The organism is Tianweitania populi (genome assembly GCF_014652875.1).
Classification (GTDB): domain Bacteria; phylum Pseudomonadota; class Alphaproteobacteria; order Rhizobiales; family Rhizobiaceae; genus Tianweitania; species Tianweitania populi.
Genome location: NZ_BMZQ01000001.1, coordinates 638865 through 663760 on the forward strand (window position 1 = coordinate 638865; position 24896 = coordinate 663760).

30 protein-coding genes and 1 tRNA gene are annotated in these 24896 nt (G+C 60.2%); 12 read left to right on the forward strand and 19 right to left on the reverse strand.

Annotated elements, in window-relative coordinates:
- The first annotated feature begins 2 nt into the window (after positions 1 to 2).
- The 4 genes from IE166_RS03140 to IE166_RS03155 all read left to right on the forward strand — a co-directional run bounded on the left by IE166_RS03140 (position 3) and on the right by IE166_RS03155 (position 3294).
- Positions 3 to 932, forward strand: coding sequence for a nucleoside hydrolase (locus IE166_RS03140; protein WP_280514853.1), 930 nt, complete (start codon positions 3 to 5; stop codon positions 930 to 932).
- A 5-nt stretch (positions 933 to 937) separates the two neighbouring features.
- Positions 938 to 2737, forward strand: coding sequence for an adenine deaminase (locus tag IE166_RS03145; RefSeq protein WP_189501554.1), 1800 nt, complete (start codon positions 938 to 940; stop codon positions 2735 to 2737).
- 96 nt (positions 2738 to 2833) lie between these two features.
- Positions 2834 to 2910 (forward strand) — tRNA-Arg (locus IE166_RS03150).
- A gap of 174 nt (positions 2911 to 3084) precedes the next feature.
- Complete coding sequence (locus IE166_RS03155; RefSeq protein ID WP_244641307.1) at positions 3085 to 3294, forward strand: helix-turn-helix domain-containing protein; 210 nt, start codon at positions 3085 to 3087, stop codon at positions 3292 to 3294.
- Here the strand turns inward: IE166_RS03155 and IE166_RS03160 are convergent.
- The 3 genes from IE166_RS03160 to IE166_RS03170 form a co-directional block, all read right to left on the reverse strand.
- Positions 3291 to 3680, reverse strand: a complete 390-nt coding sequence (locus IE166_RS03160; protein ID WP_189501555.1) for a hypothetical protein — start codon at positions 3678 to 3680, stop codon at positions 3291 to 3293. The two genes, IE166_RS03155 and IE166_RS03160, sit on opposite strands and share 4 nt — an antisense overlap.
- A gap of 221 nt (positions 3681 to 3901) precedes the next feature.
- Complete coding sequence (locus IE166_RS03165; RefSeq protein ID WP_189501556.1) at positions 3902 to 5758, reverse strand: prohead protease/major capsid protein fusion protein; 1857 nt, start codon at positions 5756 to 5758, stop codon at positions 3902 to 3904.
- A complete protein-coding gene (locus IE166_RS03170; protein WP_189501557.1) occupies positions 5751 to 6179 on the reverse strand; it encodes a MerR family transcriptional regulator in 429 nt (142 codons plus the stop codon). The genes IE166_RS03165 and IE166_RS03170 overlap by 8 nt, the downstream gene beginning before the upstream one ends.
- Positions 6180 to 6247: 68 nt before the next feature.
- Between IE166_RS03170 and IE166_RS03175 the strand changes: the two genes are divergently transcribed.
- Complete coding sequence (locus IE166_RS03175) at positions 6248 to 8974, forward strand: phage tail tape measure protein (RefSeq protein ID WP_189501558.1); 2727 nt, start codon at positions 6248 to 6250, stop codon at positions 8972 to 8974.
- Here the strand turns inward: IE166_RS03175 and IE166_RS03180 are convergent.
- From IE166_RS03180 to IE166_RS03220, 9 genes are all read right to left on the reverse strand, one after another.
- Positions 8971 to 9507, reverse strand: a complete 537-nt coding sequence (locus IE166_RS03180) for a hypothetical protein (protein WP_189501559.1) — start codon at positions 9505 to 9507, stop codon at positions 8971 to 8973. The genes IE166_RS03175 and IE166_RS03180 overlap by 4 nt on opposite strands.
- Positions 9486 to 10355: a hypothetical protein gene (locus tag IE166_RS03185; protein ID WP_189501560.1), complete on the reverse strand. Its 870-nt coding sequence runs from the start codon at positions 10353 to 10355 to the stop codon at positions 9486 to 9488. The genes IE166_RS03180 and IE166_RS03185 overlap by 22 nt, the downstream gene beginning before the upstream one ends.
- Positions 10352 to 10555 (reverse strand): hypothetical protein, encoded by a 204-nt coding sequence (locus tag IE166_RS03190; RefSeq protein WP_189501561.1) that lies wholly within the window; start codon positions 10553 to 10555, stop codon positions 10352 to 10354. The genes IE166_RS03185 and IE166_RS03190 overlap by 4 nt, the downstream gene beginning before the upstream one ends.
- A 113-nt stretch (positions 10556 to 10668) precedes the next feature.
- Positions 10669 to 11034 carry a hypothetical protein gene (locus IE166_RS03195; RefSeq protein ID WP_189501562.1) on the reverse strand — a complete coding sequence of 122 codons (366 nt, stop codon included), beginning with the start codon at positions 11032 to 11034 and terminating at the stop codon, positions 10669 to 10671.
- The gene (locus IE166_RS03200; RefSeq protein ID WP_189501563.1) at positions 11031 to 11339 is read right to left on the reverse strand and encodes a DUF6074 family protein; all 309 of its coding nucleotides are present in this window, start codon (positions 11337 to 11339) and stop codon (positions 11031 to 11033) included. The genes IE166_RS03195 and IE166_RS03200 overlap by 4 nt, the downstream gene beginning before the upstream one ends.
- 126 nt (positions 11340 to 11465) lie before the next feature.
- Entirely contained in the window at positions 11466 to 11990 is a 525-nt protein-coding gene (locus IE166_RS03205) for a hypothetical protein (RefSeq protein WP_189501564.1), read from the reverse strand.
- Positions 11987 to 12202: a hypothetical protein gene (locus IE166_RS03210; RefSeq protein WP_189501565.1), complete on the reverse strand. Its 216-nt coding sequence runs from the start codon at positions 12200 to 12202 to the stop codon at positions 11987 to 11989. The genes IE166_RS03205 and IE166_RS03210 overlap by 4 nt, the downstream gene beginning before the upstream one ends.
- Positions 12199 to 12489 carry a hypothetical protein gene (locus IE166_RS03215; protein WP_189501566.1) on the reverse strand — a complete coding sequence of 97 codons (291 nt, stop codon included), beginning with the start codon at positions 12487 to 12489 and terminating at the stop codon, positions 12199 to 12201. The genes IE166_RS03210 and IE166_RS03215 overlap by 4 nt, the downstream gene beginning before the upstream one ends.
- Complete coding sequence (locus IE166_RS03220; protein WP_189501567.1) at positions 12486 to 12734, reverse strand: hypothetical protein; 249 nt, start codon at positions 12732 to 12734, stop codon at positions 12486 to 12488. Before IE166_RS03220 ends, IE166_RS03215 begins: the two co-directional genes overlap by 4 nt.
- 120 nt (positions 12735 to 12854) lie before the next feature.
- Between IE166_RS03220 and IE166_RS20920 the strand changes: the two genes are divergently transcribed.
- The gene (locus IE166_RS20920; RefSeq protein WP_189501568.1) at positions 12855 to 13187 is read left to right on the forward strand and encodes an Arc family DNA-binding protein; all 333 of its coding nucleotides are present in this window, start codon (positions 12855 to 12857) and stop codon (positions 13185 to 13187) included.
- 4 nt (positions 13188 to 13191) lie between these two features.
- On the opposite strand, the gene IE166_RS03230 is transcribed toward IE166_RS20920, so the two are convergent.
- Positions 13192 to 14460 (reverse strand): tyrosine-type recombinase/integrase, encoded by a 1269-nt coding sequence (locus IE166_RS03230; protein WP_189501569.1) that lies wholly within the window; start codon positions 14458 to 14460, stop codon positions 13192 to 13194.
- Between the two features lie 336 nt (positions 14461 to 14796).
- Here IE166_RS03230 and IE166_RS03235 point away from each other — a divergent pair, with 336 nt between their 5' ends.
- Complete coding sequence (locus IE166_RS03235) at positions 14797 to 15411, forward strand: IMPACT family protein (protein ID WP_189501570.1); 615 nt, start codon at positions 14797 to 14799, stop codon at positions 15409 to 15411.
- Positions 15412 to 15461: 50 nt separating this feature from the next.
- On the opposite strand, the gene IE166_RS03240 is transcribed toward IE166_RS03235, so the two are convergent.
- The 6 genes from IE166_RS03240 to IE166_RS03265 all read right to left on the reverse strand — a co-directional run bounded on the left by IE166_RS03240 (position 15462) and on the right by IE166_RS03265 (position 21406).
- On the reverse strand, positions 15462 to 16130 hold the full coding sequence (locus IE166_RS03240) for a carbonic anhydrase (RefSeq protein ID WP_189501571.1): 669 nt from the start codon (positions 16128 to 16130) through the stop codon (positions 15462 to 15464).
- A gap of 281 nt (positions 16131 to 16411) precedes the next feature.
- Positions 16412 to 17182 (reverse strand): ABC transporter ATP-binding protein, encoded by a 771-nt coding sequence (locus tag IE166_RS03245; RefSeq protein WP_189501572.1) that lies wholly within the window; start codon positions 17180 to 17182, stop codon positions 16412 to 16414.
- Positions 17182 to 17946, reverse strand: coding sequence for an ATP-binding cassette domain-containing protein (locus IE166_RS03250; RefSeq protein ID WP_189501573.1), 765 nt, complete (start codon positions 17944 to 17946; stop codon positions 17182 to 17184). The genes IE166_RS03245 and IE166_RS03250 overlap by 1 nt, the downstream gene beginning before the upstream one ends.
- A complete protein-coding gene (locus IE166_RS03255; RefSeq protein WP_189501574.1) occupies positions 17943 to 18761 on the reverse strand; it encodes an ABC transporter permease in 819 nt (272 codons plus the stop codon). The genes IE166_RS03250 and IE166_RS03255 overlap by 4 nt, the downstream gene beginning before the upstream one ends.
- On the reverse strand, positions 18758 to 19744 hold the full coding sequence (locus IE166_RS03260; RefSeq protein WP_189501575.1) for an ABC transporter permease: 987 nt from the start codon (positions 19742 to 19744) through the stop codon (positions 18758 to 18760). Before IE166_RS03260 ends, IE166_RS03255 begins: the two co-directional genes overlap by 4 nt.
- A 51-nt stretch (positions 19745 to 19795) precedes the next feature.
- On the reverse strand, positions 19796 to 21406 hold the full coding sequence (locus IE166_RS03265; protein ID WP_189501576.1) for an ABC transporter substrate-binding protein: 1611 nt from the start codon (positions 21404 to 21406) through the stop codon (positions 19796 to 19798).
- Positions 21407 to 21620: 214 nt separating this feature from the next.
- Here IE166_RS03265 and IE166_RS03270 point away from each other — a divergent pair, with 214 nt between their 5' ends.
- The 5 genes from IE166_RS03270 (at position 21621) to IE166_RS03290 (ending at position 24896) form a co-directional block, all read left to right on the forward strand.
- Positions 21621 to 21926 (forward strand): hypothetical protein, encoded by a 306-nt coding sequence (locus tag IE166_RS03270; protein WP_189501577.1) that lies wholly within the window; start codon positions 21621 to 21623, stop codon positions 21924 to 21926.
- Between the two features lie 210 nt (positions 21927 to 22136).
- The gene (locus IE166_RS03275) at positions 22137 to 22502 is read left to right on the forward strand and encodes an NADH-quinone oxidoreductase subunit A (RefSeq protein WP_189501578.1); all 366 of its coding nucleotides are present in this window, start codon (positions 22137 to 22139) and stop codon (positions 22500 to 22502) included.
- Positions 22493 to 23086 carry a NuoB/complex I 20 kDa subunit family protein gene (locus tag IE166_RS03280; protein WP_189501579.1) on the forward strand — a complete coding sequence of 198 codons (594 nt, stop codon included), beginning with the start codon at positions 22493 to 22495 and terminating at the stop codon, positions 23084 to 23086. Before IE166_RS03275 ends, IE166_RS03280 begins: the two co-directional genes overlap by 10 nt.
- Before the next feature lie 4 nt (positions 23087 to 23090).
- Positions 23091 to 23696, forward strand: a complete 606-nt coding sequence (locus tag IE166_RS03285; RefSeq protein ID WP_189501580.1) for an NADH-quinone oxidoreductase subunit C — start codon at positions 23091 to 23093, stop codon at positions 23694 to 23696.
- A 9-nt stretch (positions 23697 to 23705) separates the two neighbouring features.
- Positions 23706 to 24896, forward strand: a complete 1191-nt coding sequence (locus IE166_RS03290) for an NADH-quinone oxidoreductase subunit D (protein ID WP_189501581.1) — start codon at positions 23706 to 23708, stop codon at positions 24894 to 24896.

The window sequence follows — 24896 nt, forward strand, 5'->3', positions numbered from 1 at the left end:
ATTTGTCGCCAAATGCTGGCCCCGTCTGGATCGACACGGATATGGGCTTCGACGATCTCGCCGCCATCCTGATGGTAGCGGCGTCGCGTCCAGTCGCCGGCCTGTCGCTGATTGCCGGCAATGTCGTTCTGCCGCAGGTCGAGCGCAATGCATTGGCGGCAGCCGCCGAGTTTGGCTGGGACTTTCCAATCCACCTGGGCGCTGCAGAGCCTCTCAGTGGCAGACTCGAGACCGCTGACTATGTTCTTGGTTCCGACGGCATGCCGGGCAGGGGCCGCAAGCTCCCGTTGGCTGAAGGCAACGCTTTGCCTGACGCCACCGGCGCCATAACCCGCTTCATCGAAGGCGGTGGGCGTGACATTCTTGCCATCGGCCCGCTAACCAACCTCGCGCGCCTCGCCCAGTCGCGGCCCGACCTCTTGACCCTGCCCGATCTGCGTCTCGTCTGGATGGGGGGTTCAGCCGGTCCGGGCAACCATACCGCGGCTGCCGAATTCAACGCCGCTGTTGATCCTGAAGCCATCGCCGTTCTCATTGAGGCTGGCGTGAGGATTTCCATGGTTGGGTTGGATTGCTGCCGGCAAGTGCAGGTCACGCTCGACAATGTCGCACCGCTGCGCAACCAACTGTCCGAACGCGCTCAATTGCTCGCCGATTTGCTAGAAGGCTATGTCCGTATCGCCGATGACGGCCGTCGGCCGATGGCGCTCTACGATCCCGTCGCAGCTGCGGCGATGGTTGATCCCGAGAGCGTGACCTTCGCGCACGCTCGGCTCAATGCGGAGTTGAACGGTACGCTGACGCGCGGCATGACCGTTATCGAATGGCGTGCCCGCAAGGCCGAACCTAACGCGCTGATTGCGACGACGGCTGATGCGCCCCGCATCCGTGCCCTGATGCAGGCAGCCCTTATACACGCTGCCGAAGGATAGAACCGATGACCCAGGCTGCAACTTCCATCGAACCGCAGGATCTCAATGCCCCGGAGTTGCGCGATTGCGCCGTGAATGCTGCAACGGGCCGGGCGCCGTTCGATATCTTGTTGATCAATGGCCGGCTTGTGGATGTCGCAACCTCAGAAATCCGCGACGCCGATATCGGCCTTGTCGGGCCATTGATCGCCTCAGTTCATCCGCGCGGAAATCGCTCGGACGCGGCCGAGGTGATCGATCTCGCTGGCGCCTTCATCGCGCCGGGACTCATCGACATGCACATGCATATCGAAAGCTCGATGTGCACACCGCGCCGGTATGCCGAAGTGGTGGTGCCGCAGGGAACGACAACCGTCGTCTGGGACCCGCATGAAGTTGGCAATGTTGCAGGCCTCGACGGCGTGCGCTGGGCAACGGAAGCCGCAAGCGATCTGCCGCTGCGCGTGCTGACGCTCGCACCATCCTGCGTGCCGTCCGCGCCCGGCATAGAGATGGCGGGCGCCGAGTTCAATGCGCCCGAGATGGCCGAGATGCTGGCCTGGCCGACGATCCACGGCGTGGCGGAAGTCATGGACATGCGCGGCGTGCTCGACCGCTCGCGAAAGATGCGCGGCATCGTGGATGCCGGTCTGGCATCCGGCAAGTTGGTATGCGGCCACGCGCGTGACCTGAAGGGCATTGATCTCCAAGGTTTTGCTGCCGCCGGCATCGCGTCCGACCACGAAATTACTTCCGGCGACGACGTGCTCGAAAAGCTGCGTGCGGGCTTCACCGTGGAACTGCGCGGTTCGCATGATTATGTGCTGCCGGGCGTCGTGGCAGCCCTCAAGACCCTGCCGCATGTGCCGCAAACGTTGTCGCTTTGCACGGACGACATCTTCCCAGACGATCTCGTTAAAGTTGGCGGCATGATCGATCACATCCGCCGGCTCGTCGGTCACGGCATGCTGGCGATCGATGCACTGCGCGCTGGCACGCTGAACGGCGCTATGCGCTTGGGTCGCGAGGATCTGGGGCGCGTCGCTGCGGGACGTCGAGCAGACATCGTGGTTTTGGCGGACCTTGAGAGTTTTGCTGTGCAGCGCGTCTTCGTGTCAGGCAAGCAAGCCGCGCGCAACGGCCAGTTGCTGGCAGGAACACCCGGCGAGCCAACCACCGCCTTCACCGATACTGTGAAGCTTGCCCCGCTGACGGCCGAAGATTTCACCCTCTACGCGCCTGCAGAAACTGGCGACACGGTCGAGATCAACACCGTTTACCGTCCTCGCTTCACCGAATGGCAGCGGCTGACGGTGCCCGTGGTGAACGGCGTCCTTGATCTGCCCGAAGACAAGCTCGTCATGGCCGTGGTGCATCGCCACGCCAAGCGCAGCGCCCAGCCGAGCCTCGGCGTTCTGGACGAGTGGGGATCCTGGACCGGCGCAATCGCCACCACGATTGCCCATGATAGCCACAACCTGAACGTCTTTGGTCGCGATCCCGCCGATATGGCCGTTGCCGCGAACGCGTTGATCGCATGCGGCGGCGGCATGGCGGTGGCGAAAGACGGCCAGGTCATCGCGCTGCTTCCACTTCCCGTTTGCGGATTGTTGTCCGACGCACCGGTTGCCGAGACCGCCGAGGCGCTCACGAAGCTGCGCGATGCTGCGGCTGGAGTCGCAGACTGGCTTCCGCCCGTGCGCACCTTCAAGGCGCTGGTCGGCGCAAGCCTCGCCTGCAATCCTGGCCCACGCGTCACCGACATGGGGATCGGCGACGGCGCTACGGGTGAATTGCGCAGCCTGTTCGATCTGCATCAACTCTAAACGGGGCTCTGGTATTTAGCGCCATTCCATCACTATAGCCGTTGAAGCCCGAGCCACCTTCGGTTATGCACTACCTGCGCGATCCGCGCCCGGCATGCACCCGTAGCTCAGCTGGATAGAGCGCTGCCCTCCGAAGGCAGAGGTCACAGGTTCGAATCCTGTCGGGTGCGCCAATTTAATCAAGGGCTTAGCTGGGTATTTGGTAGGGGTAAGTGTTGTACTACTCACCATTTACTCACCGGACGGTTTTTGATGACCCAGCAAATGCCTTGAGCTAAGCTCACCGAGGATACCCTGACGATACGTTTCGTATCCCCTACACGCAACGTATAGGGACACTGTATCCGATGTCTGAAACGATTCCGCTGCTCGTAGTGGCTGGCAAAGCAGCCTTTTCCGTCGAGGGCTTCTGCGAGGCCTTCGGCATCGGCCGCAACCTGGTCTACGACCAGATCAAGGACAAGCGCCTGAAGATCCGGAAGGTCGGCCGCCGCACCATCATCCGAGCTGAAGATGCAAAGGCATGGCTGGATGCGCTTCCGGAAGGCCCGGACTAGCGCTTATTCAGGATCAGCTCCACCCGAGTCAGTCCGTCCGGCCGGCGGGAAATCACCTCCCATAATTCATCCTGCATACGGATCCGATCGCCCTGGCGCACCTGCTTGATGTCTGGGTAGCGGGTCACGTCGACGCTGAGAACATGCTGGGTGCCATTGACCAGGTTGTGCAGGTCATTGCCCGTCCGGTTCCGATTTGCGATCTCGACTGGCGCGTGCACGGGTTCGCTGTCCAGCACGCCTCGAGCGATGACGCTTATCCTGTCGGGATCCGAGGCGCGCCGGCCGTTGGGTGTTCCCACCGCTGGCTCGAGCACGAACTGGACGGCGTTCACACGGTCAACGGTACGGCTTGTGACGCGGTCTAGACGGTCGAACAGGCTCACGTGCGGATCTCCCAGAGAATGGGCTCTTCGTGGCTCCGACGGTAACGACTCCGTCGGGTCGGGCGAAGAGCATGGCCCGGCTCGCAACCAGGCCGCCCGATAGCGCCTCTAGTACCCCTACCTTGGCGCCTGCCTTGCACTCCTCGGAGAAGGAGCCAAGGGCTGTGGGTGGCTACTATGCGGCCACCAGCGCCTTTCCCAAGCGTGACGCGCGGGGAAACTCAGTTGATGCCTGGATTACGATACGCGCCGCGCCAGTCGAGCGCACCGGCGCCAAAGTCCAGGTTCGCCCGCATCTCGATATCCATCGTCCGGAAATTCTCTTGGCTCGCGATCTGCGGACCAGGAGCGGAAGCCAGATAGCTGTATTCGAGCACCGGAGCACGCTGCGGCGATGCAAACAGATACCAGCTCTTGTCTTCGATCTGGGGCTCCACCAGTACCGTAAACTTGCCCGCGAAGGGATTTACCTCGTCGGTGGTCGTCGCAGCGACAGCTGCCGTGAGCATCTCTGCCTGCGTCTCAAGTTCCGGTCCAACGAGGAGATACTGAGGCGTGATGTTGATCCCGGTTTGACCTCCGACACCCCGAAGGGTCCGCATGGCCAATCGGGCGGCGCTGATGTTGACGAAGTCCAACGGGGTTCCAGACGCAGCAAGGTTGCCGTGATCCGCATGGAAGAGACGCTTGCCGTCCTCGCCCATTTTCGGACCGGTACCTTCGTTTTCTGTCAGCAGCTCAAACAACAGCAGGTTCTCCGTCTCTGCAGCGGCAATGCCGGCCTGCACTGCCCAGTCACCAAAAGCGTTCAGATCGTCGTTGATCAGCGCGGGGCGGCTCAGGCTGAAAATGCGGCCGAACTGCTCAAGGCGATAGCCTTCAGCCACTTCACCACGAGTGGTGTTGGTGATTTCGCCGCTTTCGTGGATCTTCTTCAACGGGCCGATGTTGGAAACACGGAGCCGCGACGTGGGCCGGAAGTCTGGCGCCGTAGACGCCCGCGCCAGCGTCGACTTGATCGGTGATTGTGCCGCCTCATACGACGCCACTAGAACACGACGCCCCGCGCCTTGCAGCAGCAGTGGGAAGTCAGAGGTAGTATGTGCCCCGTAGCCACGCCGGCCAGAAAGGAAGACGTCTTCCCGAGACATGCCACGCGTGTTGACACCACCAACCTCGAGAAGACCACGGGCGTGGTCTTCCAGACGGTCGCCCATGAATTGACGAGCACGCTCGGACGGCGCCGTACCAGTCAAGCGAGCAAACAACGCATCCTCGCGAGCTGCAATCTCGTCTCCACGGCTGCGATCAGTGTGCATCTGCGCATGTGGGAATGTTGGGCTCTGCTCCTGACGCTCGACGATCCGCTCGAAGACTGCCGTGCGCACCTGGTCGATAGTTGAACCAGCCTCGATGTGCTGTCGTACAAAATCTTCGTCCAGCCGGCCGCGCTCTGCGAGGTCCTGAATTTCGGTGACACGGCGGCGCTCGGCGCGGGTTGCGTTGCGGCTTTGCGGCTCCCCACCGCGTTCAATGATTTCAGATTGCGGCATGCTGGCCTCTTGATGTGTTCGGGAAAATGCACCGGCGTCGGCCGGTATGGTGACAGCTGAAAGCTCCAAAGGCTCCCAGTCGGTGGCGCGGAAGGTCGGCAGCTTGCCGTCGCTGCCTTCGGTCTTCTCAAAGCGGTGGACTTTGTAGCCAACGCTGATCTGCACAGCATGGCCGTCGACTAGATCGCGAAGCAGTTCCTCTCCGCGCGCTTTTCGAGACAGCTTGATAGTCGCGTAAGCTTTTCCAGCTGCGATGCGCACGCTGTCGACCACCACAGTGCCCAGCCGCGCGTCCATCGAATAGCTGTCGTGGCTATCCAGCAGGGACATGCCGGCAACAAAGCGATCAAGACGGATTGCCTCCGGCTCGACCGCCAACTCCTCCATGTAGAACCCTTCGGTGTAGTCGTACCGCTTCACCGGCGCGCCCGTGGACCAGATCACTTCCACAGTCCGTTCAGCTTCATTGAGGGTCGACGTTCGGCCCTGCAGTGATCGGAGGGTTCGTTCGGCGGCTTCAGGCATCGGCGTGGTCGATCTGCTTAGCGATGGCTGCGACGTCCACCACCAACCAACTGACACGGCCATCTCGGAACATTCGCATCAGGCGCGCTTCATTGACGAAGTCGTGTTCTCGCGCGTCGGCGGAGATGACGAAAAACGAGCGCTGGCCTTCCGCCTCGCGTTGTTCCCTAAGCGGGTAAAGCTCAGCCGGTCCTAAGCTGTCCTGCAGAACAGGGAAGCTCGTGGCTTGAACGGCGTGGTCGTTCGAGAAGCCATGTTCAAGCAGGACGGCGATCAGCTTCAGCGTGAAGGCGTCCACTGGAGCGTACTGGCGTCCTCGACCCACGACATTGCCCTGCGGTGTATACCCGTGTCGGCTGATCAGAAGATCGATTTGCGCGCGGGACAGGCCAGATAGCTCGATAACCTGGTGAACGTTCATGCCTTGACCTCTTTCGCTGTGAAAGCGATTCATAGTTCAAAATCTGAACAGTGAAAAGGTCACCAAAAATGGCTTCCAAGACAAACACGGCCACCCTCCGCTTGCAGCTTGAAGACCTCATGTCGGGTCCTGCGAAAAGCGCATCAGGTTCGCTCCGCGGACTGGACGGCGTCATCAAGGCGATGGGCAAGTCCGGCGCGCCCGGCATGCAGCGCCTGGTCAAGCAGATGGAGCACCTGAAGGGGAAGGCTGGTGCGCTTGAGAAATTCACAGACGCGCGTCGTGGACTGAAGGAGCTTTGGCAGGAGATCCGGGCTGGCAAGTCTCACCTGCGGCAGCTCGAGCAAGGCATGGCAGGAGTGGCAAAGCCAACGGCCAAGATGAAAGCCGAGCTGCGCAGCGCTCAGTCATCGGTGAAGAACCTCACCAGCACATTCCGCGATCAGGTGGCCGCTGCCCGATCGGCGGAAACGGCGCTCAAGAAGTACAGCCTGAACGGGCGCACAGCGATCACGAGCTCGCAGCAGAGGACCCGCAACGAAATTGCCAAGACGATCCGGGAAATGCGGCGGCTCGAGCAAGAGCATCGCAGGCTTCCACCCGGTGGCGGATCCGGTGCGCGGGATATTATGGCAGCCGTGGGGGGCGGAGCTGCGGCCGCTTACACAAAGCGAGCAGCTGAAAGGAGTTTCGCGATAGGGATCGAATTCAATCAGGAGGCAGAGTATCAGGCTGTTCTCGGCAGCTTTACTCCCGAAGGTCGCGCACAGCTGAATGCGCAGGCCAATGCCATCGGCAAGGATACTCGTTTCTCCGACACCGATGTGGTGCGCGCACAAACGTCCATCCTGCAAGGCGGCATCCGAGATCCGAAAACGATCATGGATCTCACCGACAAGGTCACCAACTACGCGCTGGCTATGAAGGTGACGCTCGAGGAAGCAGCCGAGACCGTCCGCGGTGCCGCTCTCTCCAAGCGCGTCAAGCTTTCCGATGCGAAGGCGATCGGCGACTTTGTCGACTCCCTTGTTTGGATGGCGAAAAACGGCGGCATGAACGACGAAGACGTTCGCCAGTACATGAAATACGGCGGTGCTTCGACAACGGGTGCCGGTCTGCCCGATGCTTACTCGTCAGCTATGGCGATGCTGCTGAAGCGTTCCGGCGTTCGCGGTGACGAGGCCGGCGTCTTTGCACGATCAGCATCGTCCAAGCTCGTGGCGCCGACCAACAAGGGGCGCAAGGCGCTCTACGCCATGGGCCTGGACTACAACGACTACACCACCATGCCAGATTCGTGGAACGACGTCGGCATCGGCAAGATGATGAAGAACGAATTCGGTGTTCGCCTCACCCCTGAAATGCGTGAGGAGATCAACCAGATCCTCAACCAGGAAGAGTTCACCGACTCGGACACTGGCGAGACCCGTTCGGTTGCCTCTGACAGCGGCGAGTTTGTAGCACGTTTGAGCGACGTACTTACCCCCCTGTTCGGCGAGAAGATGTCGGGCGCAGACGCCAAGGCTTTGTCGAAGGCACTAGGAGACTACCACAAAATGTCGGTGGAGAGCGTCGACGTGGTCGGCCTGTTCCGCGCCATCATGTCAAATCCAGATACCTCTCTGGCCAAGCTCAACGCGTATTTCACCGACAAGCAGGGCAGCCGCGCCAACATGATCGCGCAGCAGTTCCCGCTGTTCGAGCAACTGCTGCAGACCATGCAAAATGTCCCACAGGGCGAGGCAGCGCGCATCGGCACTGAGGCGAACAAGGGCGTCTATGGCGATTTCACCCGCATGACAGGTGCCTGGGAAAACGCTCTGCTAAAAGTGAGCCAGGATTTCGAATTTGCAACCAGGCCGGTCATCCGGACGATCGACTCCGTTTTGACCGGATTCACGAACCTGGATCAGGGTACCCGCCAGCTTACGGCGGCAGTGGTAACGGCAGGCGGCGCCCTTGGCGGCCTTGCAGCAATGGGCGCGACGGGGCGGATCGTCGGCAGACTCTTAGGTGGCGCTGGTGGTGGTGTGGGAAGTGCGGCGGCCGGCGGCGCAGCTGCAGCCGGTGCAGCTCGCGGCGCTCTGGGCAGGCTTGGCACCGCGGGCTTGTATATGGCTCCCCTGCTTTCATCAGGCCGGCTCGACGCTGCTAAGGAGGCCGGCGTCGCGAAGGCTCTGCAAGCCCAACGAAAGCCGCCAGAGGTGGCACAGCAGGACAAGGCGGTCTCAACCGGCCGCGATCAGCTGTCGCAAATCACCCTCGGCTGGCCTCGCGCGGCGGAGGAAGCCATGATGCGCTATCAGCAGACCTTGCAGCGTGGCGGCGATAAGGCGGAAGCCGAAGCGGCTGCCATCGCTGCCGAGATCCAGCAGTTGCTCTCGGTCACCGGGCACCCGGACGTTGATACCAGCCGGCTGCAAGCCGCGCTTGGTTTCGCCAGGCAGGTTGCGGCCGCTTTGAGCGGGGGCCGCGTGAGTGCAACGCCGCCTTCTACCTCATCGGCCGGAAATAGCCTGCCCTTCGGCGGTCCTCGTGCAGCCGGCGGACCGGTTCAATCCGGCAAAGCTTACGTGGTCGGTGAGGATGGCCCCGAGGTTCTTACGCCTGGACGATCGGGACACATCACGCCGAACCACGCTTTAGCAGGGGTGACCGTGAACATCCATGCGCCGATCACGATCCATGGGGGCGGAGAACCAGGTTTGGAAGGCGCCCTGCGAAAACTTGAATATCGCCTCACCCGGTCATCTCAGATAGTTTACGGACGGCTGAAGCCCTACGGCGATAACTAATCTTGGTCATCGCCTTCGTAGTCCGTTGGGCTTTGGGTATAGCCCTCTAGATTTTCGCGAAGTAGGGTCTGTAGATCGCGCTTTGCGATGCCGCCGCGGAGGTGCCGCTTAGGCTTGTAGAGAGAAGGCTGAGCATACTGCCAGCCGATTTCATAGGTGACGGTCTGATCAGCTGGTAGTTCCGCGTAGTCGCTCGGCTTCAACAACACGAGTTCGACGGTGGACTTCTGATCAAGTACAAGCGTCGATCGTCCCTCCAGTATCGATTTGATTATGCCCCTGGCTGAGTTGTCTACGGCAACCCTAAGCTGTCCAGGACCCGCACCGTTCTTCCATTCCAGAATGATCGGGCGGGGGCTGGGGTTTTCGATGAAGAGCAGTGCGTGGTAGTTCATCCCATTAGGTATCATTGGCCGTGCAGTGACGACCGCGAACGGGTAGTGTCGCATCGATCGGTCCCAGACGACGAAGGCGCCAGTTAGCAAGCCAACAACGGCGCCTATGCCTTTGACTACCTCCCAGAATTCTTCCATGGGTCGTCCTCTGCCTGTGCTGAAAGTTTTTCCGACACCCGGAACCAGCGTGACAGGTAGCGCTCTGAAGGGGGTAGCCCCATCGGATGAAGCGCCATTCGCTTCGGATCTGCAAGACTTGCTGACTCGTTAGACGCCGCTATAGCTATGCGGTCGATAGCACCTCTTAAATTATCCATCGCTTTGATGGTGTTCCGTATTGTTCGCCAACGAAGACGAACCATACGGGAGACGTCATAAGAATTGTCTAGGCTGTATTTTGTTGCCAGACGATAAATCTCGGACCGCACAGATGCCTTCACGCGCACGGCGGCCATAGAATCTCTATACGGGCGCAGGTATGGTTCTCTGCGATGGTCGTCTATCCATTCGACGAAGCCATCGAGCAAGAACTGCAGATCAATTAATTCATGTGGATTCCCGAAAAACGAGTCTGCGGGAAGACTCTCAATCTTCTCTACCTCTCTTTGTTGATCTAAGAGCTCGTTCCTCATTTCGCCTAAGGTATCGAATTCGTGTCTTAACTGATCGCGTTGATTGGCGATTACAGCGGCTTGCCCTTGCTTGATTTGCTCACGGATTTGAAGAGCACCGAAACCGGCGAACAGCAAAGCGACCCCAGGAAACAATGCAGAAAACCATTGTTGAGTGCAGACTGGAGCGTCTTGGAGTTCGCCGCAGAAGTAAGCGTTGCCATCGCTTAGGAGGCCAAACGCTACAATGACGGCCAAAGGAATAAGTAGCCAAGTGATCCAGAGGGGTTTTTGCGAGCGCAAGACGACATCCAAGAAAGAGGAGAGCAACATGCAACCGTGATCTTGCTCTCTTCTTCCTTGTGTGAAGCTCACGTCTGACTTGGCTTACCCATGATCCGCGTCAGATCGACGTGATTGAGGTAGTACCGGGTCGTCTTAGCGACGTTCCATCGATCGTGTCCGACCTTCCCTTCTATCCAGTTCTCCTTCTGCAGCTTCTGCAGGGTGCGTGGGTGAATGCCGAGTACCTTTGCCATTTCCTCTGTCGAGGTCTCCCAGGCCAGCACGTCCATGTCTCATCGCCTTTCAAAACGAATCCGAATCCGAGAAATAAAAGCGCCAAAAACGCTCGAATACTGCAAGTCTGCCCCCGACCCGCGGTAAGGGCGACCGGGGCAGAAGGACCCTACCGTGGGGGGGTGGCAGGCCGTGGATTGACCATCCGACGCGCGATGAGAGGGCAGAGTGCACGCGCGGCCTGACTGACCCGGTGAACGCGCTCTTTCCAGTAAGCTCGGCTGTTGCCTTCCCATCGCCTGCCGTCGATCACTTGAGACACCGTTCGTCCTTCAGCAAGCTCTGCGATGATCTCGTCTCGCAGCGCGTTGGGCAGATAGCTGGTGTCATTCCAGAGCTTGCTTAGCGCATGGTTTAGCATGAGCTGCTCGTCACCCATCTTCACGGTGGTGATGATCAGGTCGCGGTCGGGTGTATCGCGGAACGTCTCCCACACCGTTCGGAAATGGCGCAGTCCTTCTGGTTCCTCCATCATGGGCGTGTCCTGTAGCGGTCGAGCAGCGAGAGGCGCGCCATCTCTGCGTTAACCGACGCTTCGAAGTCGAAGAGCTCCTTGGCGATGGTCTCCGGCCGGAAGCCAGCGCGATCTAACTGACTCGTCATATCGTCGATGACTCGCGACCAGTACGCGACCAGTGCCTTCTCCTTCCCCTGCCGCTGCCGCATCATCTCCGCTACGCGACGGATCTTGCCTACGCGCTTTGATGCTGGGAACGGGATCATGGTGGCTGATGGTGGTGACCAGGCGAAGAGCGGTAGGTCGTTCTCGGCAGTGTTCATTTGAGCACCCCTCCCGAGATATAGAAGATAGGTGCAGAAGTGCACCCGGCCCTATTAGGTGCGGAAATGCACCCGGAAGAAAGTCGATTCTGGGTGCAGAATCGCACCTGCAATTGAGCAAAAACGTCACTGGCGATTTGCATTTGCCTTCCTCCTTTCTTCGGCTACAGGAGCGTTCGCCACACGAGCTCTCTGAAGGCGCTGGCGAAGCGGTCGGCTTCGCTCTTCGAGCTCTTGCATTGCCGCCGCGATCCTCGCCTCTCCATGGGCTTGGCTGGTGATCCTTCGCCACTCGTGGGTCCCATCAAGGTTGCCGGTGACGTACGTTAGTCGGTAGGTGGCGGGAAATCGGTACTCTGCCTGCGCGGCTCGCCCGCGGTGGGTGCACTCGACAAAGCCCAAGGCTTCGACTCGAGCAATTGCCTTCGCAATTGATTGCCGTCTCGCGCCGCGCGCGGCGATGGCATCATAAGTGACGGCCAGCTTTCCGTTCTGCGTCGATGCGTGGGCTAGGTGCTCGTCTTCCATCGCTTCCAGCACGAGCTTGTCGTTTCCGGTAAGCATCCACCAGGCGAGAGAGTTTCGCATCTCTCGCAAGTGGGCGACGAACTGACCACCGATCTTCGTCTTCTTCTTGGGCAGCGCGCTCACATCTCACCTGCCATGCGCTGCGCCATAGCCTTCGCTTCCATTACCTCGAGCGTGGTCAGCCCGAACATCTTCTCAAGCGCCATCACCAGCGGGAATGGGCGCTCTTCCGGCCGCGTTGCGACCAGGTAAAACGCGCATTCGTCAACGGCTTTACAGTGCGCGTGTGAGAGACCAGTGCTGCCACCCACCGGCGGGGGTTCGAGGCCGCTCAAGCGCTGCCCTCTGGGCTCTGGCCGGCCAGCGCAGTAGCCTGAACCAAGCTTGCCAGGTCGGTCACGCCGAACATGGTTCGGAGGGTTTCCGCTGCGGCCAATTGAGCGTTGAGCGCCGAAACGATCATGTCTGCCGCTTGCTCGAAATTGCAGTAGCAGATGACCCCGTCGCCATTGCCGCTGATGATCTGGCTTTCCGTCACGCTGTTGCTAGCGACATAGATTTGCGTCTCGGCAAATTCAGCGTCTGGGATGTTGATGACAATCTTCTTGAAGAGCGCGGTCATTTTGCGTTCTCCTCAATCGCCTTACGGGCGGCAGTGGAGCGCACCGGCTTTGACAGCCGCTCGCCTGCCCACGCGTCCAGATCGTCGGGAGTGTAGAGCGGGATGCGCCCCGCATACTGCATGGTCGGACCTCCGCCGACAGTAGCCATTTTCGCGAGCGTTGCCTCGGCGACCGGGATCCCGTGTTTCTCCATCATGTAGCCCGGCACTTCCGAGCGACGAAGTCGTGGGGTCTGCTTCATCATTAGGTAACCATCCTCATCAAACGTAGTCGCACAAATGCGATTATTGGATAAGGTGAGGAAATGGTGTTCAAGTCAAGATCATAATCGCACAAATGAGATCATTGGAGACGGAATTGGCGAATGGCGAAGCGGGCAAAGGTAAGTGAGTTCGACCAGTTTGTGGTCCGACTTCCAAACGGCATGCGCGATCAGCTCAAGGCGCGAGCATCTGAACGCGATCGGAGTATGAACTCAGAAATTGTCGATATGCTCGAGACATGTCTCCGAGCGCCCCCAAACGCGCAGGCACAAATGTCAGATGAGACGATCGCTGCGTTGCAAGCCGAGGTTGCGACCCTACGGCATCATCTAGAATTTGTGGTGCGGGAGTTTGCTGAACAGTCCGGCATAGCTCCTGAGCAGGTAAACCGAATTGTAACTACCGTGAGGTTGCTTGGAACGCGGGCAGAATAGAGGTTCACGCAGGCCTGAGCTCCACCACCTTCGCCTCTTTGCCCGTCATCTGCCGGTAAACCTCGCCAGCCACCTTGTTGGCGGCTGCCACAAGCACGCTGTCGAGCCGGTGAACATACTTGCTGGTGATCGTGCCGCCGGCATGCCCGAGCATCGCGCCGATCGTGCTATCGGAATAATCCAGATCGGCCGCGACAGACGCGAAGCTGTGGCGCAGCGTGTGAGCGGTGACACCTTCCAGCTTCGCGCGTTTCATCACCCGCTCTATGCCCGCCTGTAGAGCGCCGAATGGCTTGCTGGGGTCTCTGGTGCCCGGCAGCACATGAACCGCGTCCTTGACCCTGGTGAGGCCGTCCAGCACGGTCACGGCGTCAGACGGCAGCGGACGGGTTGATGCACCGGTCTTGGTGTCTCCCAGGCGCAAGGCGTTACCGGCCGTATCCACCTCCGACCATCGCAATGATGCTATTTCGCCTCTGCGGCAGCCCGTGAGCGCCAGCAGCCATATCGCCGCTGTCACCTGCCACGGCTCATCGTCGGACGCGTCCAGCGCCTTTCCCAGGGCACGGAACTCGTCAGCGGTCAGGCGGCGATCACGGGAGCCGTCGGCGGGGCGGGCCACACCATGCACGGGGTTGGCCGGGATGACACCCTCGGACACCGCAAAGGTGAGGATGCCGCCGAGAAGACCAGCTGTGCGAGCTGCGGTGCCGGCGCCACCCTCGACGACGGACTTGCCCCGCAGGCGATCAGTTTTCGCAACCTTGGCGGTCTTGCCTGATGACACGTCGCGAATGAACCGGGTGACGTCGGCGCGCGTCAGATCGATCACCAGCTTCTTGCCGAGCAGGGGCTTGATATGCCCTTCGATCCGGCCGCGGTCGATGTAGAGGGTGGTGGCCTTCTTCGGCTTGCGGCCCTTGCCGAGCACCAGGCCAGCCTCGGCAGCCTTGAGGTAGTCGTCGCACAGATCGGCCACGGTCAATGAACTGCGGCGCGTGCGGCGCTCTAGGAGAGGATCTTGCTTTTGCAGCACGATACCGCCCAGCGTCTGGATCGCGAGCTTGCGCGCCTCGTCTGCGGTGATTGCGCCATGCTTGCCGATCGTCATCCGCCGCCGGTTGCCGTCGGCCGTGCGGTAATCGACCATGTAGGTCTTTGAGCCGCCGGGGTTGATCGAGACGCCAAACCCCTTTTGCTCTGAACACCAGACGGTGTATTGGCGGTCTTGTGGCTGGCTTTTGTCGACGATGGACTTGGTGAGTTTCGGCATGCGGTGGGTTCCTACTCACCACATACTCACCACGAAATCGGAAACGTGAGAAGACGTCAGAAACCGCTGGGAATGAAGATAAACGGCTAACCCATTGGTCCGGCTGACTTTAGATAAGGGTGGAAACTTTGTGCGATTTCGCGAAAGCTCCATCGGCTCGCCCTCCGAAGGCAGAGGTCAGAGGTTCGAATCCTCTCGGGTGCGCCAAGCTTTATCAGCACAGACACAATTCTCCTGATGCCTGGACGCTCTATCCTGCTCGCCCGAGCGGGTTGGCAACGCTACCAGCAGAAGGAAATAGTCTATTCGCTCTTAGTATAGATTTGGCAGGCTCGCATGGCGACGCGTTTGATCCTCAAGACCATCATGCGCGAGCAGATCGTGAAGAAGAGCCGCTTCGTGGCCACTGCGGGTTCGGTTGCCAATGAAGCCGAAGCGCGTGCGTTCATTGCGGCGCATTCAGACCCGTCCGCCAACCACAACTGCTGGGCATGGCGCGTGGGTCAGGCCTATCGTTTCAATGATGACGGTGAATCGAGCGGCACGGCTGGAAAGCCGATTCTGCAAGCACTGGATGGGCAGGCGATCGATCGCGTTGCGATCGTTGTTACGCGTTGGTTCGGCGGCATTCTTCTTGGAAGCGGCGGTCTGATGCGCGCTTACGGCGGGATAGCCGCCATCTGTTTGCGCGAAGCGGAAACGGTGCCGTTCGTCGAGACTGTATCTGGGACCTTCACCTGCATGTTCAGTGATGCGCCGCTTCTTCATGCGAGATTGAGCGCGCTCCCGCAGGTGCAAGCGCTGAACCAGGCCTTCGCAGAAGACGGTGCTCGGATGGCGATCTCGGTCGAGAAGGGCGCAGTCGGGCTCATCTCTGACCTTGTGTCTGATCTCACGAGTGGGCGCTCGCTTGTGGCCTGGCCGGATGGTGCCCCAGCGCTACGGACTTAGCTGAAGCCGGGCGTCTTGCGCGCCGCAGCAGCCATCCAGCCTTGGGAAGGCTATTCTGCTGCGTCTAGGCTGTTCAGGGCATTGCCTTCGGCCGCTGGCTTGAACTCGCCTGTTTCCGAGTCGCGGATCAGGAGGCGGCCGGTTGCGACGGCGAAATAGGCACCGTGGATCTGCAATTTGCCGCGCTCAACGAGGATGCGCACGCAAGGAAAGGTCATCAGGTTACGCAGGCTGAGTTCAACCGCCGCGAGTTCAAGACGCCGTAGATAGTCCGGGTCGGAATGGTCGCGGGGCTCCAGGCTTTCGGCAGCCGGCTGGATCTGCGACATCCAGCGGCCGATGAAGTCGCCCGGCGATAGCGGTTCCTGCTCGTCGGCGAAGGCGCGAATGCCGCCGCAGCTGGCATGGCCGAGGACGACGATATGCTTGACCCTCAGTGCCTGCACGCCGAACTCGAGCGCGGCACTGGTGCCATGCTGGAACTCGCGGTCCGGCTCATAAGGTGGCACGATATTGGCGACGTTGCGCACAACCAGCATTTCGCCGGGCGCGGCGTCGAAGATGACCTCTGGCGACACGCGCGAATCGATGCAACCGAACATCAGGATTTCCGGCTTCTGTCCGGCTTCAGCCAGCGACTGGTAGCGGGATTGCTCGCCGACGAAGCGCCCTTGCAAGAAGGAGTCGTAGCCGGCGCGTAAGCGGTCTGGAAACGTCATCGCGCTGCTTCTTTCACCAAACACATGGAACAGATGTTGTGATCTAGCATGTTTCGCCGAGGCGGCAACCGGATGCTCGCTGGCAGCACATCGCGCTTGATGAGTGGGAACCGGGGAGGTGGTCGCGCATTAAGGCCTTGCAGGTGCAGCGCATGTCAATCGGACACGACGGTACTGGGGAACAGGGCGATTTTTCCGATTTCCCGTTCTGACATCAACGTATTGGTAGACGAGCCTCTAACCCGTCTGTGCTGCACCTGTTTTTCTTTCTTCTCGACGGTTCAGCTGCGCGGCAGGCGCGGCGCCGCTGCGACGAGCGCCTTTCCGATTTCGGATTGCGGGTTGCTGACGACTTCTGAGGCGAGGCCGGTTTCCACGATACGACCGCCGTCTAGAACTGCGACGCGATCCGCCATGGCGCGCACGACGCCGAGATCATGCGTGATGAAGAAGTAGGCGACACGCGTTTCGCGCTGGATGCGCTTCAGCAGCTGCAGGATCTCGGCGCGCACGGAAACGTCGAGTGCGGAAACGGCTTCATCCAGGACGATCAGAGTTGGAGAACTTGCGAGAGCCCTTGCGATCGCCACCCTTTGCCGCTGCCCGCCGGAGATTTCGTGGATGGGCCGAGAGGCGAGGGCGGGATCGAGGCGCACGCGCTCCAGCAGGCTTGCGACACGCGAGCGCCGTTCGCCGCGGCTGAAGCGTGTGTGGATCTTCAGCGGATCCTCGATCACGCGCCCGACCGTGGCGCGCGGGTTGAGCGCGGCAAGCGGATCCTGAAAAACGATCTGCAGGCGGCCGCGCATGGCGCGCAAAGCGGAGGGCTTGAGCGCGCGCAGGTTCGTTCCTTCCAACAGGATCGTGCCTGCGTCCGGCTCGATCAGACGCGTCACCAAACGCGCGATCGTTGACTTGCCGCTGCCGGATGGACCCACCAGCGCAAGCGTTTCAGCGGGCTCAATGGTGAAGCTGACGTCATCGGCGGCCGAAACAAGGGTGTCGCCACGACGATAGCGTTTCGTCAGGCCGGAGACTGCAAGCAGCGGCATCAGGCCTCCACCGCCAGATGGGCATCGAGCAGTTGCCGCGTGTAAGCGTCTTCCTGCTGCTGGATGATCGTTCGAGTGTCGCCGCATTCTACAAGCCGCCCTGAACGGAAGACGGCAATGCGGTCAGCCAGTGAAGCAGCCAGTGCGATGTCGTGGCTGATGAAAACAAGCGTCATCCCGTCAGCCTCCACAAGCGAGCGAATAAGCGCAACGATCTCGGCTTGAACGATCGTGTCGAGCGCGCTGGTCGCTTCGTCGGCAATCAGAAGCGATGGGCGTCCGGCAATGGCTGCTGCGATAGCCACGCGCTGGCGCTGTCCGCCGGATAGCTGATGCGGGTAAGAGTGCGCGATGCGTTCGGGGTCGGGGAGACGTACCCGTGCAATGAGATCATGCGCTGATTGCGAGGCGGAAGCTCGGTCTAAACCTAGATTGACCCGAGCCACTTCCGCGATTGTGCTGCCAACGGTCATAACGGGATTGAGACTGCCGCCAGGGTCCTGGAAAACGAAGCCAATATCGCGGCCGGGTTGCGGCTGATCGGAGTAGCCCGGCCACTCGATCGTGCCTTGCTGCTGTGCTTCGGGTGCTAGAAGTCCCGCAAGTGCCATGGCAAGGGTGCTCTTGCCGGACCCGCTTTCCCCAATGATGGCGAGCTTCTCTCCAGCGAAAAGATCCAGATCGATGTTGGCCAAAGCTGTCGTTGCGTGTCGCTTGCGCGAATAGCTGACGCCGAAACCCTGGAGGCGAGCAAGCACGGTCATGCGCGCACCTTCCGTGCTGCACTGGCCTCGACGACGCCTTCACCGGCCAGATAAACGCCGAGCACGGTGAGCACGAGCGCGATGCCGGGGATGATCGACAGGTAAGGAGCGAATCGCAGGATCGTCCGGCCTTCCGCAATCATGCCGCCCCAGGTGATGCGATTTGGATCGCCCAGGCCGAGGAAGGAAAGGGCGGCTTCGGTAAGAACCGCAGCCGCGACGATGACTGAAGACAGTGCGAGAACAGGCGGTAAGGCGTTAGGCAACACCTCGCGAAAAGCGATCTTCAGAGGGTGCATGCCGATGGCGCGCGCACCGGCAACATAATCTCGCTCGCGTATCGAAAGCACTTCCGCGCGCGCCACGCGCGCTGGTCCGGTCCATGCGCCAAGTGCAATCGCGAACACGACGACTGGCAGCGACGGTCCCACGACGCTGACGAAGGCAAGCGCAAGCAGAAAGCCGGGTACGGTCTGGAAGGCGTCGGTGACGCGCATCAGGACTTCATCGAGGATGCCGCCCAGGAAGCCGGCGAGTGTGCCGACCACGGACCCGATGATAATCGAAGTTGCGGCAGCGGCAAGGCCAACCAGCAGCGATGTCCGTGCGCCGTGCACGAGTTCGGCCAGGACGTCGCGGCCGAGCCGATCTGTTCCAAGCGGCAGGCTGGCATCCTGGAAGGGCCGCAACAAGGCAGGTCCGGCTATCGAAAGCGGATCTGCAGGAAAGAGCAGCGGCGCCAGCAGGGCGACAAGCGCCAGCGCAAACAGAATTGCGAAGCCGAGCAGGGCTGTGGGCGTGCGGAGCAGCGTCATGATTGCCCTTCGCTTGCACCGACACGCGGATCGAGCAAGGCGTAGGCCAAGTCGACGATCAGGTTGATGAGAATCACGACCACCGCGCTGATCAGGATAATGCCGAGAAGAAGCGGCGTATCGCGTCCCGCGACCGCCTCCTGCGCCAGACGCCCGAGGCCGGGGATGGAGAACACGCTCTCAATGACGACACTGCCGCCGAGCATCGCTGCCGATTGCACGCCGAGCATGGTGACCAATGGCGTCAAAGCGTTTCGCGCTACGTGGCGCAAAACGATGCGTTGGCGTGGAATGCCCCGAGCGCGACCCGCAAGCACATAGTCGGTTCGCCAGGCCTCAGTCATGCCGGCCCGCATCATGCGCAGATAAAGGGCAAGATAGATCAGGCCCAGCGCTCCGACCGGCAGGATCAGGTGAACGGCGATGTCTCCGGCGCGGGCGAGACCCTGTTTGCCGGAGGCGATCGTCTCGATTCCGCTGAGTGGCAGCCAGCGCAGCTGCACCGAAAAGATCACGATCAGCACGAGGCCGAGCCAGAAGCCCGGTACGGCATAAAGGGCAAGCGAACCGACTGACAGCACACGATCGCGGAGACTGCCCGGTTTCGCTCCGGCCCAGATGCCCAGCAGCGAGCCGAGTCCAAAGGACAAAGCAGTGGCTGAGCCCATCAACAGCAGCGTATTCGGCAGGCGCTCGAGGATCACTTCGAGATTGGGACGCGAGAAGATCACCGAGCGGCCAAGGTCGAGATGGGCCAGGGCATAAAGGTAAGCGCCGAGCCGCGCCCATATCGATTGGTCAAGGCCCCACTGCGCGCGCAAGTCAGCGTTGAGCCCGGCATCGCCGCCCAGCGAGGCTGCATAAGCATCCACTGCGTCTCCAGGCGCGGCTTCCAGCAGGAAAAAGGTGCCTAGAACAACGATCGCCAGCACCGGAATGCTGGCGATCAGCCGCCTGCGGATCAGGCGCAAAGCCCTGTTCATGTCGCGTCCAAAGAGTTCAACGGGCGCTGTCCCGAACAGAGCAAACCGATGTCACGCTTCGACCCAGGTATCGGCCCAGTTCGATACGGCCCAACGGGGATTGTTGGACACGTTCTTGACGCTGGAACGCGACACCGTGATGAAGCCCCATTCCGCCACATTGATGAGCGGCAGGTCCGTTGCAACAAGCTTCTGGAAGTCCTTGTAGAGCGCGGTACGCTTGGCTTCATCCAACTCGCTCGCCGCCTTGTCGATCAGCGCATCAAGCTCGGCATTCTTGTAGCCACCCTGGTTGGAAAAAGGCACGCCGTCCGGAATGCCGCTTTGCACCAGGATCGTTGTCGAAATGGCCGGATCACCGCGGAACACTGGTGGCGCGATCGCTAGATCGAAGGCGTGGTCGGTATAAACCGCCTTCTGATGCGCAGCGGCATCGTTGTTGACCAGCTCGGCTTTGATACCGACTGCAGCCAGGGCCTGACGCAGGTAATCACCGAACTGACGCGTCTCGTTGAAGTAAGGCGCCGGCAGCAGCTTCAGGCTAAAGCGCGTACCATCAGCGCCCTTAGCGTAACCGGCTTCATCCAGCAGCGCATTGGCTTTAGCGACGTCAAACGCATAGGTCGGAACATCAGCCGTATAGAACTGAGGATCGTTCTTAGGCACAGGCCCGGTAGCGGCTTCCGCATAGCCGAGGAAGATCGTCTTGACCACGAAGTCGCGATCGATCGCATGCGCAATGGCTTGCCGCACCTTCACATCGGCAAGCTCTTTGCGGCGATGGTTGATTTCTACCACCAGCTGATAGGTCAGCGCTTCATAGCCCTTGGAAATCACCTCGATGCCTTCGACCTTGCTGATGCGGTCGAGATCGGCAAGCGGCACCATCGAGAAGGCAGCCAGCTGGATCTCCTCGGCTTCCAGAGCACTGGCCGCCGCGCCACGATCGGGAAGTACGCGATAGATGATCTCGTCGAGATGCGGCGCGTTCTCGCCCCAATAATCGTCGTTTCGAGCCAGTCGATAATACTCGCCCGGCTTGTACTCCGCGAACTTGAACGGGCCGGTGCCGATCAGCTGCACGTTGGCCGGATTGTTTGCGATGTCGCCGGTTTCATAGATGTGCTTGGGCACCACGCTGGAAACCACCGGCAGCGCATTGCGGATGAGCTGGAACGGTGTCGGCTTGGCGAACTTAAGGATTGCGGTTGTCGCGTCCGGTGTCTCCACCGACTCAAGATCCTTGAAGATCGTGCGGCCGAGGTTTTGCAGCGGCTTCCAGACCTGCAGGGCGGAAAATGCGACATCCGCTGAGGTGAAGGGGAGGCCATCATGCCACTTCACGCCCTCGCGCAGCTTGAACGTCACGCTCAATCCGTCATCCGACCCCTCCCAGGAGGTTGCCAAACGCGGAGCAAGCCCGTCCCTGCCTTCGAACGACGCTTCCGCCAACGGCTCTATCACCTTGGAAGCGATGAAGAAGACACCGTTCGAGGCAACGATCGCCGGGTTCAGGTTGCGCGGCTCCGAGTCAGCTGCAACGATCAAACGACCACCTTGCTTAGCCTCCTGGGCAAAGCTGATGGTCGGCATTGCGGTCGAGGCCAGGAGGAAGGATGTACCAGCAAGAAAGGAGCGGCGATTGAGGGAAAGAGGCGGCATAGGCACATCCTTGACATGATGACATCAGCGCAATCTTGGCTATGCGGATTAGCCTCGCCAGCAACAACAACCTAATACCGGCACGCTTCGAAGAAAATGGTGTTCTTTCCTTGCGCCAACCGTTTCCCGCCGCCTGCCTCTGACGGGGATTAAAGGCGACAGCTCGACGATTCGTCGTTAACGGCAGAAGCGTCATGCCAAGAGCTCCGAGTCGATGCGTCGTTTGAAGCGCCATGTCTTGCAACGATGGGAGGGCGCAATTCCTCTGCGCGTGCTCATCATCCGCGACATGCTGATTCTCGGTACGCTGCTGAACGTGGTCACCACCGTCGCGTCCTTGATCGTGCTGGGATCAGGCGCGTCAGCATGGATCGGCTTCGCGGTGTTTCTCCTGCCTCTTCCTTATAACCTCTTCATCTTCCTATGTGTTTGGCGTGGCGCAGGGCAGGTTGGTGGAATTTGGGGAAATCTTTCGAGCATCCTGGCAGCCTTGTGGCTGGCATGCGCCACGATCCTTTGAAAAGCTTATGATTAACATTGACATAGGTTATGGCAGGTTCCTTGCCACAATGACGCCACGTCGCGCCTAATTGGCTTGCAAGCAGGCTGCGGAAGGGATAGTCACGCCGCGTTGCAGCAATGCCGCCGCTCAATCCATTGTGTCGCATCCGCTTTGTCTTGAAGCTGCTGCGCCATAGATAAGAAGCGTTGGGCTAGCCAAGGTCTGTATATGGACACCCTACTGAGTTCCTATCTGCCGGTCGTGATTTTCCTCGGTGTCTCCATATTGGTTGGCGTCGCGCTCACGGTCGCTCCCTTTCTGGTTGCTTACCGCAATCCCGATCCCGAGAAATTGTCGGCTTACGAGTGCGGCTTCAATGCGTTCGACGATGCACGCATGAAGTTCGACGTCCGCTTCTACCTGGTCGCTATTCTTTTCATCATCTTCGATCTCGAAGTCGCGTTCCTGTTCCCTTGGGCGGTGTCCTTCGGCCAGATCGGCATGTTCGGGTTCTGGTCGATGATGGTGTTCCTTGGCGTGCTGACCCTCGGCTTCATCTATGAATGGAAGAAGGGAGCGCTCGAATGGGATTGAGCCCGATCTCCGTGACCCCTCAGGGAACGCTCGTAGCGCCGCAGCCGCGCGGCATCATCGATCCGAACACCGGCAAGCCGGTGGGTGCGAATGATCCTTTCTTCGGCGAGATCAATGATGAACTCGCGGATAAAGGGTTCATCCTTACCTCGTCCGAAGCGCTGATCACATGGGCCCGTTCGGGCTCGCTGATGTTCATGACCTTCGGTCTGGCCTGCTGTGCCGTGGAGATGATCCACACCTCCATGCCGCGCTATGACAGCGAGCGCTTCGGCGTTGCACCCCGCGCATCACCGCGCCAGTCGGATATCATGATCGTATCCGGTACGCTGACCAACAAGATGGCGCCCGCTTTGCGCAAGGTCTACGACCAGATGCCGGAGCCGCGCTACGTCATCTCGATGGGCTCCTGCGCCAACGGCGGCGGCTATTACCACTATTCCTATTCCGTCGTGCGCGGCTGTGATCGCATCGTGCCGGTGGATATCTATGTGCCTGGCTGCCCGCCCACCGCGGAAGCACTCCTGTACGGCATCCTTCTTCTGCAGAAGAAGATCCGCCGTACCGGCACGATCGAGCGGTGAGGCCATGAGCGAAGCTCTCAACGATCTTGCTGCCTATCTCGGCGAAAAGCTCGGCAACCGGCTGGAAAACGCCGTTGTCGTTTATGGCGAACTGACGATCACGGTTTCGGCTTCGGCTATCGTGGAAGTCGTGACCTTCCTGAAGCGCGATGCTCAGTGCCAGTTCATTTCGATCCTGGATGTTTGCGGAGCCGATTATCCCGCGCGGCCGCAGCGCTTCGATGTCGTCTACCACTTCCTGTCGCCACGCCAGAACCAGCGCATTCGCGTCAAGGTTCTGACGGATGAGGATACACCAGTACCATCCATCATCAGCGTTTTTCCGGGCGCGGACTGGTATGAGCGCGAGACCTACGACCTCTACGGCATCCTCTTCTCCGGTCACCCGGATCTGCGCCGCATCCTTACCGATTACGGTTTCGAAGGGCACCCGCTGCGCAAGGACTTCCCGCTGACAGGCTTCGTCGAAGTTCGCTACGACGACGAGGTTAAGCGGGTGGTTTACGAGCCGGTCGATCTGAAGCAGGAATTCCGCAACTTCGACTTCCTGTCTCCGTGGGAAGGTACTGATTACGTGCTGCCCGGCGACGAAAAGTCGAAGGCGAATTAAGGCGCTAGAATGCCCGAAACATCCGTTCGCAATTTCAACATCAACTTCGGCCCGCAGCATCCGGCGGCTCACGGCGTTTTGCGCCTTGTGCTGGAGCTCGATGGCGAAGTGGTGGATCGCGTCGATCCGCATATCGGCCTGCTGCATCGCGGCACCGAAAAGCTGATCGAAGCCAAGACCTATCTGCAGGCCGTACCGTATTTCGACCGGCTGGATTACTGCGCTCCGATGAGCCAGGAGCACGCCTTTGCTCTGGCTGTAGAGCGTCTGCTGGGCATTGAAGTTCCGAAGCGCGGTCAGCTGATCCGCGTTCTTTGCTGCGAACTCAGCCGCTGCATGTCGCACATCCTCAACGTCACGACGCAGGCGCTCGATATCGGCGCCTTGACCCCGCCGCTGTGGGGCTTCGTCGAGCGCGAGAAGATGAACACCTTCTACGAGCGTATCTCGGGCTCGCGTATGCACGCAGCCTATTTCCGCCCGGGTGGCGTGCATCAGGATATTCCTGATCAGATCATCGAGGATATGGGCAAGTGGCTCGATCCTTTCCTGAAGACGCTGGACGATCTTGATAGCCTGATGACGGGCAACCGCATCTTCAAGCAGCGCAATGTCGATATCGGCATTGTGAGCCTCGACGAGGCTTGGGAACGCGGCTTCTCGGGTGTGATGGTGCGCGGCTCGGGTGCGGCCTGGGATCTGCGCAAGGCGCAGCCCTACGAGTGCTATTCCGAGATGGAATTCGACATTCCGATCGGCAAGAACGGCGACAACTTCGACCGCTATCTCATCCGTATGGAAGAGATGCGCCAGTCGGCGCGCATCATGCGTCAGTGCATTGATCGTCTTCTTGGCGCCGAGCGGGTCGGACCGGTATCGAACATCGATGGCAAGGTCGTGCCGCCTAAGCGTGCTGCGATGAAGCGCTCGATGGAAGCGTTGATCCATCACTTCAAGCTTTACACCGAAGGCTACAAGGTGCCCGCCGGCGAGGTCTATGCCGCCGTTGAAGCGCCGAAGGGCGAATTCGGCGTTTATCTTGTGTCGGACGGCACCAACAAGCCGTATCGCTGCAAGTTGCGCGCGCCGGGTTTCGCGCATCTTTCGGCAATGGATTTCATGTGCAGGGGCCATCTTCTGGCCGACGTGAGCGCCGTGCTCGGTTCGCTCGATATCGTGTTTGGTGAGGTCGACCGCTAA

What these genes read in the sequence shown, in the direction of transcription:
- IE166_RS03220 (WP_189501567.1), bottom strand. Translation starts at nt 12,734, where the DNA reads ATGATGAAGCAGACCCCACGACTTCGTCGCTCGGAAGTGCCGGGCTAC.
- IE166_RS03270 (WP_189501577.1), top strand. Translation starts at nt 21,621, where the DNA reads ATGCGTCGTTTGAAGCGCCATGTCTTGCAACGATGGGAGGGCGCAATT.
- IE166_RS03175 (WP_189501558.1), top strand. Translation starts at nt 6,248, where the DNA reads ATGGCTTCCAAGACAAACACGGCCACCCTCCGCTTGCAGCTTGAAGAC.
- IE166_RS03170 (WP_189501557.1), bottom strand. Translation starts at nt 6,179, where the DNA reads ATGAACGTTCACCAGGTTATCGAGCTATCTGGCCTGTCCCGCGCGCAA.
- IE166_RS03145 (WP_189501554.1), top strand. Translation starts at nt 938, where the DNA reads ATGACCCAGGCTGCAACTTCCATCGAACCGCAGGATCTCAATGCCCCG.
- IE166_RS03255 (WP_189501574.1), bottom strand. Translation starts at nt 18,761, where the DNA reads ATGACGCTGCTCCGCACGCCCACAGCCCTGCTCGGCTTCGCAATTCTG.
- IE166_RS03190 (WP_189501561.1), bottom strand. Translation starts at nt 10,555, where the DNA reads ATGGACGTGCTGGCCTGGGAGACCTCGACAGAGGAAATGGCAAAGGTA.
- IE166_RS03215 (WP_189501566.1), bottom strand. Translation starts at nt 12,489, where the DNA reads ATGACCGCGCTCTTCAAGAAGATTGTCATCAACATCCCAGACGCTGAA.
- IE166_RS03280 (WP_189501579.1), top strand. Translation starts at nt 22,493, where the DNA reads ATGGGATTGAGCCCGATCTCCGTGACCCCTCAGGGAACGCTCGTAGCG.
- IE166_RS20920 (WP_189501568.1), top strand. Translation starts at nt 12,855, where the DNA reads ATGGCGAAGCGGGCAAAGGTAAGTGAGTTCGACCAGTTTGTGGTCCGA.
- IE166_RS03275 (WP_189501578.1), top strand. Translation starts at nt 22,137, where the DNA reads ATGGACACCCTACTGAGTTCCTATCTGCCGGTCGTGATTTTCCTCGGT.
- IE166_RS03285 (WP_189501580.1), top strand. Translation starts at nt 23,091, where the DNA reads ATGAGCGAAGCTCTCAACGATCTTGCTGCCTATCTCGGCGAAAAGCTC.
- IE166_RS03235 (WP_189501570.1), top strand. Translation starts at nt 14,797, where the DNA reads ATGGCGACGCGTTTGATCCTCAAGACCATCATGCGCGAGCAGATCGTG.
- IE166_RS03265 (WP_189501576.1), bottom strand. Translation starts at nt 21,406, where the DNA reads ATGCCGCCTCTTTCCCTCAATCGCCGCTCCTTTCTTGCTGGTACATCC.
- IE166_RS03250 (WP_189501573.1), bottom strand. Translation starts at nt 17,946, where the DNA reads ATGACCGTGCTTGCTCGCCTCCAGGGTTTCGGCGTCAGCTATTCGCGC.
- IE166_RS03290 (WP_189501581.1), top strand. Translation starts at nt 23,706, where the DNA reads ATGCCCGAAACATCCGTTCGCAATTTCAACATCAACTTCGGCCCGCAG.
- IE166_RS03230 (WP_189501569.1), bottom strand. Translation starts at nt 14,460, where the DNA reads ATGCCGAAACTCACCAAGTCCATCGTCGACAAAAGCCAGCCACAAGAC.
- IE166_RS03200 (WP_189501563.1), bottom strand. Translation starts at nt 11,339, where the DNA reads ATGAACACTGCCGAGAACGACCTACCGCTCTTCGCCTGGTCACCACCA.
- IE166_RS03260 (WP_189501575.1), bottom strand. Translation starts at nt 19,744, where the DNA reads ATGAACAGGGCTTTGCGCCTGATCCGCAGGCGGCTGATCGCCAGCATT.
- IE166_RS03195 (WP_189501562.1), bottom strand. Translation starts at nt 11,034, where the DNA reads ATGATGGAGGAACCAGAAGGACTGCGCCATTTCCGAACGGTGTGGGAG.
- IE166_RS03165 (WP_189501556.1), bottom strand. Translation starts at nt 5,758, where the DNA reads ATGCCTGAAGCCGCCGAACGAACCCTCCGATCACTGCAGGGCCGAACG.
- IE166_RS03180 (WP_189501559.1), bottom strand. Translation starts at nt 9,507, where the DNA reads ATGGAAGAATTCTGGGAGGTAGTCAAAGGCATAGGCGCCGTTGTTGGC.
- IE166_RS03245 (WP_189501572.1), bottom strand. Translation starts at nt 17,182, where the DNA reads ATGCCGCTGCTTGCAGTCTCCGGCCTGACGAAACGCTATCGTCGTGGC.
- IE166_RS03155 (WP_244641307.1), top strand. Translation starts at nt 3,085, where the DNA reads ATGTCTGAAACGATTCCGCTGCTCGTAGTGGCTGGCAAAGCAGCCTTT.
- IE166_RS03240 (WP_189501571.1), bottom strand. Translation starts at nt 16,130, where the DNA reads ATGACGTTTCCAGACCGCTTACGCGCCGGCTACGACTCCTTCTTGCAA.